The 9,763-nt window shown below is 71.9% G+C and carries 9 protein-coding genes; 6 read left to right on the plus strand and 3 right to left on the minus strand.

The window, feature by feature from the left end; genetic code table 11:
• Positions 1-666: 666 nt before the first annotated feature.
• On the plus strand, positions 667-993 hold the full coding sequence (locus F6X51_RS27250; RefSeq protein WP_246697028.1) for a hypothetical protein: 327 nt from the start codon (positions 667-669) through the stop codon (positions 991-993).
• 323 nt (positions 994-1,316) lie between these two features.
• Here F6X51_RS27250 and F6X51_RS27255 read toward each other — a convergent pair whose 3' ends face one another.
• Positions 1,317-2,483, minus strand: a complete 1,167-nt coding sequence (locus tag F6X51_RS27255; RefSeq protein ID WP_150967173.1) for an HD-GYP domain-containing protein — start codon at positions 2,481-2,483, stop codon at positions 1,317-1,319.
• A 511-nt stretch (positions 2,484-2,994) separates the two neighbouring features.
• Between F6X51_RS27255 and F6X51_RS28305 the strand changes: the two genes are divergently transcribed.
• Positions 2,995-3,159: a hypothetical protein gene (locus F6X51_RS28305; RefSeq protein WP_191970305.1), complete on the plus strand. Its 165-nt coding sequence runs from the start codon at positions 2,995-2,997 to the stop codon at positions 3,157-3,159.
• Positions 3,160-3,451: 292 nt separating this feature from the next.
• Here the strand turns inward: F6X51_RS28305 and F6X51_RS27260 are convergent, their stop codons facing one another.
• Positions 3,452-3,823 carry an ArsR/SmtB family transcription factor gene (locus tag F6X51_RS27260; protein WP_150967175.1) on the minus strand — a complete coding sequence of 124 codons (372 nt, stop codon included), beginning with the start codon at positions 3,821-3,823 and terminating at the stop codon, positions 3,452-3,454.
• 50 nt (positions 3,824-3,873) lie between these two features.
• Between F6X51_RS27260 and arsH the strand changes: the two genes are divergently transcribed.
• Positions 3,874-4,641 (plus strand): arsenical resistance protein ArsH, encoded by a 768-nt coding sequence (gene arsH, locus F6X51_RS27265; RefSeq protein ID WP_150967177.1) that lies wholly within the window; start codon positions 3,874-3,876, stop codon positions 4,639-4,641.
• A gap of 13 nt (positions 4,642-4,654) precedes the next feature.
• On the opposite strand, the gene F6X51_RS27270 is transcribed toward arsH, so the two are convergent.
• Complete coding sequence (locus F6X51_RS27270; RefSeq protein ID WP_150967180.1) at positions 4,655-6,001, minus strand: hypothetical protein; 1,347 nt, start codon at positions 5,999-6,001, stop codon at positions 4,655-4,657.
• Positions 6,002-6,651: 650 nt separating this feature from the next.
• Here F6X51_RS27270 and F6X51_RS27275 point away from each other — a divergent pair.
• The 3 genes from F6X51_RS27275 to F6X51_RS27285 all read left to right on the plus strand — a co-directional run bounded on the left by F6X51_RS27275 (position 6,652) and on the right by F6X51_RS27285 (position 9,277).
• Positions 6,652-7,641: an aliphatic sulfonate ABC transporter substrate-binding protein gene (locus tag F6X51_RS27275; RefSeq protein ID WP_150967182.1), complete on the plus strand. Its 990-nt coding sequence runs from the start codon at positions 6,652-6,654 to the stop codon at positions 7,639-7,641.
• Between the two features lie 4 nt (positions 7,642-7,645).
• A complete protein-coding gene (locus tag F6X51_RS27280) occupies positions 7,646-8,695 on the plus strand; it encodes an LLM class flavin-dependent oxidoreductase (protein ID WP_150967184.1) in 1,050 nt (349 codons plus the stop codon).
• A 387-nt stretch (positions 8,696-9,082) separates the two neighbouring features.
• Positions 9,083-9,277, plus strand: coding sequence for a hypothetical protein (locus F6X51_RS27285; protein ID WP_150967186.1), 195 nt, complete (start codon positions 9,083-9,085; stop codon positions 9,275-9,277).
• Positions 9,278-9,763 lie beyond the last annotated feature (486 nt).

The raw sequence follows: 9,763 nt of genomic DNA on the forward strand, positions 1-9,763 counted from the left end.
TCCAGGCGTACTGGATGTTCGCCGCCGCGACCATGCAGACAACACCCAGAACGATCTGGAGCCAGCGGTTTGGAGATGTTTTCACCGCGGCTGGCGCGGCAGCGGACAGGGCCATGGAATTCCTCCCTCGTTCAGGCACTGACATCTGAGGGCGTGGCTGGGCCGGATCGCGGGGCCGGTGGCGTGCACGCCAGTGCAATGCGTTCGGTCTGCCGCCACGACTCTCACCATGGGACCCGTTTCAGGAGCAGATGGTATGCATTATTTGGTATGTCAGATTGCCCCGCAAGCAAAATAATTCACGCATCCGCCGGACATTTGGTGGATTAATCCGAGATCTTGCGCGTGGTGGGGATGCGGGCCGAATAGTGCCGCCAATCCGGCACCAATGCTGTCGGGCCGGATTCAATTGCCTCGGAGCCATGCGGAATGCTGGCATTCGTCGGTCTGCGCCGCGGGAGGCGGTCGCGCGGGCGCTTCCCGCGGCAGGACATCCGGCGTCGGACCCGAAGGAAAAATTAGCCCTCCAGCCCGAATTAAGCTTCGGGCGCAGGCAAAGGGATGGAATTTTACCGGCCTCCCACCATATAGCATGCTAAATCACAAGGTTGTTGCGTCCAGGTTCGCTTGGCCGCGGATGGAAGACACTGGTTACAGCTGAACGCGATGCTCATCGAAACAACTTCGAGTCGTGCTGCCGAGGCGGCTATCCCGCCCTCCCCGGACGGGACCGCCGGCACGGGCAGCCCGCCGCCGGCCCGCCTGCCGCTCAAGACCGAGCTGAGCGCCATGCCGTTCGCCGTGCGGGTGAACGCCCTGATGGCCTGCGCGGATCATCACCTCGAGCAGATGGATCTGCTCGAGGACCCGGATCGCACGGAGCCCCTGACGCCGTGGGATCGGCGGCAGCTGACCAGCCACCGGAGCAGCCTGCGCCGGGTGCTGGAGCGCGCGGCCGAGTTCGGCATCCGGATCGGCGTGGTCGAGGAATAGTCTCGGCCGGGACGATCGTCCCCGGCGCGTCGGTTCGATGCGTCGATCCCGGATCCCTCCCGCCGGAATTCCCGGCAACAGGCCATCCCCACCGGCAGCGGCCCTGACGAATACTGTTCTGGACGACAGATTATGTTGTGAAGATCACGTATTCGTGGATATGCCCGGCCGTCATTCGGCATTCGTGACAGTCTTTGCCGAGCCCCGCGGCGGTGTGCGGCCGGGACGTCGGACCGGGGTCGCGCGGCGCGGGCATCGGCCCCCTGCCCCGAAGGCGAGGCCGGCGCCCCGAGGCCTCCCGTTCCCCAGGCGCCGTCCGCTCCTCAGGCGGAGGCCTCGAGCGCCCCATTCCCGGTCGCGTCGGCGATCGGCCGGAAGGCCCGGAGCAGGTCCTGGTCGAGCTTGCCGCCCATGCCCTCGAGGATCGCGAAGGCCTGGGGGCCGGCCATCGGCCGCTTGTAGGGGCGCCGCTCGATCAGGGCCCCGAAGATGTCGCAGATGGTCACGAGGCGCACGAGGTCCGGGATCTCGCAGGCCTGCAGCCTGTCCGGATAGCCGGAGCCGTCCAGCATCTCGTGGTGCGAGCGGACCACCGCGAGCATCGCCTCCGGGTAACCCTGGTCGCGCAGCATCCGATGCCCGAGGACGGGGTGCTCGCGCATGACCGTCATCTCGTCCGCGTCGAGGCGCCCGGGCTTGTTGAGGATGGCGATCGGGATGCGGGACTTGCCGACGTCGTGCAGGAGGGCCGCCTGGGTGAGCTGCTGGCAATCCGCCCGGCGCAGCCCGAGATGCTTGGCGAAGCCGGCCGCGAGGCCGGCCACGAGCAGGCAGTGCTGGTGCGTCGCGTCGTCGAAGCGCCAGACCACGTCGAGCCAGGCGCGGACGTCCGAGTTGCGCAGCGCCCCCTCGATCAGGTCGGCGCCGGCGGTGATCAGGTGGGGCTCGATCGCCCCTCCGGAGCGGCCGAGATCGAAGATGCGCGTCAGGGCGACGTCCGCCCGCGCGATCTCCTGTGCCACCGGGACCGCGGCCGTGACGGTTCTCGGAGCCGCGACGGGGGCGGGCTTGGGGAGAGGTGTCGGGGCTGCTTCCGCCTCCGCGGCGGGGATCATTCCGGCCTCGGCCGGCGCGGTGAGGTGGGACAGGGTGCTGATCAGCAGGCGCTCGGCCTGATCGGCCCGGAGGGTGCGGGTGGCGCCCAGCGCCTGGGCCTGGGCCTGGCTGCGGGGGGTGTCCTCGTGCAGCAGGCAGAGGAAGGGCGGGCGGCCGCCGAGGCGGTCGAGGTGGCGCCTGAGGCCGGCGATCGGCGGCGAGGTGGCGAAGGAGATGTCGCTGATGACGGCCCGGACCGTGGCCGGATCGGGCCGGACCCGGTCCTGGCCCGGATCGAGCAGGTCGACGACGAGGGTGAGGCCCAGCGGGCTCAGGCCGCGGGCGAGACGTTGGCCGCGGGCGGGCGTGTCCGTCAGCAGGAGGAAGTTTTGCACGGCACTCCCCGTGGGCGGTCACCGCCGACATCATCGGCGATGGATCCGAATCGGGCACAGTTAGTCAGATGAAACTTATCCGTCGGATAACGCGGCACGCTGAAGTGGATTTTTGGAGACTGGCACCATCTGCGGTTCACAGGTTCCCGCAGGATTCCCCCGGGTCCCCGCACGCGCCCGGGCCCGCAGGGGGCCGGCGCGGTCAACCGACGTGACGGCGGGAAGCCTCCAGCCTGACAGGCAGGGCACCGCACCCGGGAGCCGTGTCGCGGCGACGACCCCATCACCCCCTCCCCTGCGTTCATGCGCGCGCTGACCGGCCTCCTGGCGAACCAGGCCTCGGCGCCGGGCCGCGACGGCAACCCCCGGCCCCGGCCTGTTCATGCTCGCGATGCGCGCCGCGCGCGGCGGCGCGCTCCCGGAACGTGCGCGACGGCACCTGCGCATGCGCGGCGCCGTAACCATCGTGACGGGGTCCGCGTATGGGCACGTGAACCCTGGAGGCTCCGTCATGAGGAATTCGATCTCGAACGCGGTCGCCGGCTGGGCCGCCACCTGCTGGCTCTGCCTCAGCTTCGGCGCCTCGCCGCGGCAGGTCGCCGGCCTGCTGCCGGGCCCGGACCAGCGCGACCCGAGCTTCGGGCTTGCCGGCGCCCGGGGCCGCCAGCGCCCCTGAGGCCGGCGGGATCGGGGCTCCACCGTGCGGGAGAGCCGCGCGCGTCGTTTGGAATTCCGAGAAGCGACTGAGCGCGCAAACTGATCTCCCCTCCTTGCCAGAGCTTGGCCGTTGCGCGCCGGGGCTGCCCGGAGCGGAGATCCGGCCCCGTGATCCCGATGCAACGGATGGCGGCGGCCCCTCAGGCGGGCCGCGCGGCCGGCGCGGAGAACGGCAGGGTCACGGCACGGTCGGGCGAGACCGGATCCGGCAGGCATGGATCACGAAGCGAGGGGATGAAGCGGAGAGCAGATCAGGGCAGGACCGGCTCAGGCCTGCGCCGCTCCGCCGGCGTGCAGCAGACGGCGAGCGCCGCGACCGCCGGGGTGCAGACCTCGGGATGGCCCTGGCAGCAATCCTTCATCAGGAACTGGATGAGGCCGGACAGCGCCGGGTACGCCGCACTGTAGATGATCGAGCGACCCTCGCGCCGGGACTGGATCAGACCGGCATGATCGAGTTCCTTGAGGTGAAAGGACAGGTTCGAGGTCGAGACCCCGACCGCGCCCGCCAGCGTGCCGGCCGCGAGCCCGTCCGGGCCCGCGATCACGAGGTGCCGCACGAGGCGCAGGCGGTGCGACTGCGCGAGCGCCGCGAAGGCGGCGAGGGCTTGCCGTTCGTCCATTGTCGGCCCAATATCTCAATTGTTATTGAAATGTAGACGACAGCGAGCCCGTGGACAAGCCGCACCAGCCCTTTACCGACGGGATGCCGAACCTCAGCGAGGCGGTGTTCGAGGCGCCCGCGGAGGCGCGGGTGCAGGCGGCGCTGCCCGTCCCGCACGCGCCGCGCTTCCTGATCCTGTACGGCTCGCTCCGCGAGCGCTCGTTCAGCCGCTTCCTGGCCCACGAGGCGGCGCGCCTGCTGGAGGCCATGGGCGGCGAGATCCGGATCTACGACGCCCATGGCCTGCCGCTGCCGGACGACGCCACCGCCGACCACCCCAAGGTGCAGGAGTTGCGCGCCCTCTCGCTCTGGTCCGAGGGCCAGGTCTGGGTCTCGCCGGAGCGCCACGGCAGCCTCACGGGCGTGATGAAGAGCCAGGTCGACTGGCTGCCCCTCAGCGAGGGCAGCGTGCGCCCGACGCAGGGACGGACGCTGGCGGTGATGCAGGTGTCCGGCGGCTCGCAGAGCTTCAACGCCGTGAACGCCCTCCGGGTGCTCGGGCGCTGGATGCGGATGATCACGATCCCGAACCAATCCTCGGTGCCGATGGCGTACCGGGAGTTCGACGAGGCCGGCCGGATGAAGCCGGGGCCGCTCTACGACCGGGTGGTGGATGTCTGCGAGGAATTGATGAAGTTCACCCTGCTGACCCGCGGGCGGGCCGGCTACCTCGTCGACCGCTACAGCGAGCGCAAGGAGCGGGAACCCGACCGGCTCAGGGCGGTGGCCGCCGATATCGGCTTCGCCGCGCCGGGTGCCGGGGGGCGCTCCCCGTAGGCCCCCGCTCCCCTCAGGGACGGGCCATGACGGCTGCGAGGGGCCGCCCGCCGGCCTCGCGGAACAGCAGGCCGCGCAGGGCCGCGGCGGCCGCGGGGGCCGGCTGCCGCAGCGCCTCGCGGTAGGCCGCCGCCAGCGCCTCGCAGGATCGCGATGCCGCGAGCGCCGGAGGAGGCTCGGCCCCGCCGGGACGGCCCAGGAAGCGCCCGAGGAACGGCAGCGCCGCCCGCGGCGGCGCGTCGCGGGCCACGAGGGCGTGCAGGCGCGCGACCGGCCCCGCCGCATCCCCGGGACCCGTGTTCCGGCTCTCCTCAGGGGCCGCCTCCAAGCTGTCCTGGGCCTGAACCACGTCGCCGGCCCCGATCAGCGCGCAGGCCGCCTCCTGCCCGCGCCGCCGCGCCGCGTCCATCGCCGCCTCCAGGATGATGCCGAGTTCCCGGATGGCGTCGTCCTGGGCCTGCCGGAACGCCCCGAGGGCGAGGGCGGCGGCCTGCCGGTGCAGGCCCCGCCGGGCCTCCCCTTCCGAACGCCCGGCCCGGTAGCCCTCGCGATACCAGGCGGCGATCCGGTCGAGATCCGCCGGGTCGCGGTGCCTCAGGATCGGGAACGCCTTGAGGATGACGGCGAGCGCCGCCCCGGGGCTCGCATCCTCGTCGAGGATCGAGTCCGGAAACCGGTCGGCATCGACCAGGTCGGTGACGAGGCCCGCCCGGAGGAGTTCGCCGGCCTCGGGGATCCAGATGTCCTGGGGCGCCACCGCCAGCGCCCGCTCGATGAAATCCGGCGCGACGCCGGCGGCCAGGTAGGCGCCGCGCTCGGGCGTCGCGTCGACCCCGAGCAGATGCCCGTCCGGGTCGGTCTCGTAGGGGGCGTGGAAGCCGAGCCGCCCGTCCGCCCGCAGGTAGCGCGCGGAGCCCCGCATGAAGACGAGGGTGCAGGCCGAGATGCAGAGATCCGGCACGTAGGTGGCGAGACCGTGCCGGGCGACGAGGTCCCCGAGGGCGTTGCCCTCGTCCACGAGACCGCCGTCGCTCGTGAGATGGAGGCGCGTCACCCCCGGATGCGCCGCCAGCAGGCCGGCGAGGCGCTCGGCCGTCCCCTCCACGAGGTCCCCGGCGAGCCGCACGTCGCGGCCGCCGGGACCGAGGCTGAGGCGGGCGGGCCGCAGCCCCTCCGCCTCGACCCGCTCCGGAACGGCCGCGACCGCGTCCGCCCGGGCGGTCGGGGCCTGCCGCGGCGACGCGGGATCGAACGATCCGAGGCCGATCGATCCGAAGCAGAGAAGGCCGAGGACGCCGCAGGCGGCTGCGGCCGTGCGGAACGGAGCGGGCCGCCCGAACGCGGAAGCTGCAGGCCTCATCTGCCCCCCATCCTGTTCCCGTCGGACGTCCGGCCGTGGCGGAACGCCGATGCAAGTGCTTCGCCAGGGGCTCACGTCGCCGGCAGGCCGCGCCGGACCGTGCTGCGAGCGCAACACCGGAGATTGTCTTGGGAAGACTTGAGCCTGTGGGAAGACTTGAGCACGGGCTCAATCTGCGCATCCGAACACTATCGGTCAACGAAACCGGTATCTTTATTGGAGCAATCCCGGAGAACGGATGCCGCGTCCCGGTGCCCGACAGGGCGAGAATGTTCCGCCCCCCCGAGGACGGCAGGAGCGGCATCGACCGGCCAGGACGACGGGCCGTCAGGGAGACCGGCGCCCGGAGAGGCTCGCCCCCGGAGAGGCTTGCCGCGAGAGCGTCGGCCCGGCCGGGGCGCGGCGTCGAGGCAAAACCTCCCGGGTCGGCGCCCTCCCGCGCAAGATGCTGCTACCGGCGCGTCGAATTTCGGAATTCGATTTTATTGCTTCCGAATAGGCAATCCGCTTTGCTGCATCCTCCGCGAAGACGAGACGATCCTCGTCATGACGAAACCCTTCCTTCCCCAGCAGAGCCCCTCGGCACGCGGGCCGCGGAGCGGCCGGCGCCCGACGCGGGCGGCCGACCGGCCGGCGCCCCGGAGACGACCATGACCGACGACGTGACCCGCCCCGGCGACAGCCTGTCCCGGCGGCGCCTCCTCGGGGCCGGCGCGGCCGCCCTCGCCTGCTTAGGCGGCCCGCGCCCGGGCCTGTCCGCCGAGCGGGTCGTGCGGCTGAGCTACCAGCGCTCCTCGACGCTCCTCACCGTGCTGAAGACGAAGGGCACCCTGGAGGAGCGCCTGAAGCCGCTCGGCTTCGCGCCGTCCTGGCACCTCTTCACCAACGTGATCGAGCCGATGAACGCCGGCGCCGTCGACCTGCACGCCGACGTGGCCGACGCGGTGCCGATCTTCACGCAGGCGGCGAACGCCCCCCTCACCTTCTATGCGCGCGAGCGCGGCGCGCCCTCGGCCGAGGCCATCATCGTGCCGGATGCCTCGCCGATCCGCTCGGTCGCCGATCTGAAGGGCCGCACGGTCGGCGTCTCGCGCGGGTCCGGCTGCCACTTCATCCTCGCCGCCGCCCTGAAGCGGGCCGGCTTGAGCTTCGGCGACATCAAGCCCGCCTACCTGCAGGCGCCGGAGGGCCTGGCGGCCTTCGAGCAGGGCAGCCTCGACGCCTGGGTGATCTGGGACCCGTTCCTCGCCATCGTGCAGGGCAAGCGCCCGGTGCGGGTCCTGGCCGACGCCACCGGCCTGTCGAGCTACCACCGCTACTACCTGGCCAATGACCGCTTCGTGGCCGCCCATCCGGAGGTCGTCGCCACCGTCTTCACGGCGCTCGCCGAGGCCGGCCGCTGGGTGAAGGCGGAGCCGCAGGCCGCCGTCGCGCTCCTCGCCCCGATCTGGGGCGACGTGCCGCCCGAGGTCGTCGCGACCGTCAACGCGCGCCGCAGCTACGCGGTCGAGCCGGTCGAGCGCGGGGCGCTCGCCGAGCAGCAGGCCATCGCCGACACCTTCCACGAGGCCGGCCTGATCCCCCGCCGGATCGAGGCGACCGCCGTGCCGATCTGGCAGCCGGCGCCGGGGCGGGGCTGAGCCGATGGCAGGCCTGACGCCGCCCCGCTTCGGGATCTGGGCCGCGGTGCACGGCTCGCGGGCCGCCCACAACGACCCGGACGAGCCCGACGACGCGAGCTGGTCCCGCAACCGCGCCCTGGTCCTGGAGGCGGAGGCCCTCGGCTACGATTCCGTCCTCGTCGCCCAGCACACCGCCAACCCCTACGACGAGGGCCGCGACCAGCTCGAGGCCTGGACCGCCTCCGCGGCGCTCGCGGCGCTGACCCGGCGGATCGAGATCATCGCGGCGATCAAGCCGGGGCTGTACCACCCGGTGGTGCTGGCCAAGATGGCCCTGCAGATCGAGGCGATCAGCCAGGGGCGCTTCGCCATCAACCTCGTCAACGCCTGGAACCGGGCGGAATTCGAGCGCGCCGGCCTGCCCTTCCCCGCCCACGACGCGCGCTACGCCTACGGCCGCGAATGGATCGGCCTCGTCGACCGGCTGATGCGGGGCGAGCGCGTGCGCTTCGCGGGCGAGCATTTCCAGGTCGAGGATTACCGGCTGCGCCCGGCCGGGACCTACCGGCCGCGCCCGACGATCTATCTCGGGGGCGAGTCGGAGCCCGCCCGCGCCCTCGCGGCCGACCACGCCGACGTCTGGTTCCTCAACGGCCAGCCCCTCGACGACGTCGCCGGCCTGATCGCGGATGTCGCCCGCCGCCCGGCCCGCAACGGCCCCCTGAGCTACGGCCTCGCCGCCTTCGTGATCGCCCGGGCCACCGATGCCGAGGCGCAGGACGAGCACGCCCGCCTCCTCGCGCTCGCGGCCCGCGACGCGGAGCTGCGGGCCGACACCCGGGCCCGGACCGACCCGGCGAGCGTGATGTTCGCCAAGACGGATGCCGGCGCGGCGCGGCATGTCGGCACGAATGGCGGCACGGCGGCGGGGCTCGTGGGCAGCTACGAGACGGTGACGGCGCGCCTGCGCGCCTTCCACGCGGCCGGGATCGAGCTGTTCATGCTCCAGTTCCAGCCCTTCGAGGCCGAGATGCGGCGCTTCGCCGAGGCCCTCCTGCCGCGGCTGCGCTGACGGGACCCGCGGCGGCCCCGGGCCCCGACTGTGATCCACGTCACAGACGGGCGGGCGCCGCGCCCGGTAAGCCGTCTGAGCGGCACGACGAAAAAACCCCGCGACCGGGGGGCCGCGGGGTTCAAGTCTCGAACACGAGATGCAGGGGTCTGATCTCGTGCCGTCATGCTGCGCCTCGCTCCGGCATCCGGCAATGCGCCGGCGCTGATCCGAAAGATGTGCCGAGGCCAGAGTAAAGGGACTAGCTCATCGGGTTTCGGGGGCTCGCGGCGGACGGTGGAAGCCGTATCGACGCGTACGAACAATACGCTTGCTCAGCGAACAACATACTTCTAGCGTCCGGATGGAAGGCGAAAGCTTCGAACCGCGCGCAGGTCGGAGGTTCCCATGATGTTGCCCATCGGCATCCAGCGGCCTTGCCACGGGGCCCTCGCGAACGGACAGGCGGAGGCCTGCCCGGCGGACGGCCTCGAGGCGCAGGCGCACACGGTGCGCACCCATGTGCGCCAGATCCTGCGGCAGATCTGCGCCGCGAGCCACGCCAATCCGGCGGGCGCGAGCCCGGCCAAGCCGCGCATCTGAGCAAGCCGCGCACCCGTTCGCCACCCGAGGCCCCGCGCCGTTGTGCAGCGCAGCGCTGCGGGCTTGACGGCCGGGCTCGTGATGGCTATGTCCCGGGTCGTCGGCGCCGGACCGCGGAAGTGGTCCCGGCGCCGCTGTTTTCTGTCAGACCCCGAGGCTGAGCGGGATCCGGTGACGAGCCGGCGTTTCGCGTCGTTTTGAGTGTGGCGGGGGGTGTCGGACGGTCGTCGCCGCAAGGCTCATGCGGCCGGGTTGACACGGGATGGCCGGGGCCTTAGACGGCCCCACCGCCGAGACGGACGGGTCCCGCAACAGGGCCGGTCGGCCTTGCGGATCTCCTGATCGGACCGGCCGAGGTCGCGGGGTTTCTCCCCGGGGCGCGGCTGTCGATCGGGACTTGCCGATCGGGACTTGCCGATCGGGACTTGCGTTGCGTTCCCTCTGGGGCGTGTTCTTTGACAAGTTGATCTGAGAAAGAGAAGCGTG

Origin of the sequence: Methylobacterium planeticum, assembly GCF_008806345.1 — a bacterium.
GTDB classification, from domain to species: Bacteria; Pseudomonadota; Alphaproteobacteria; order Rhizobiales; family Beijerinckiaceae; genus Methylobacterium; species Methylobacterium planeticum.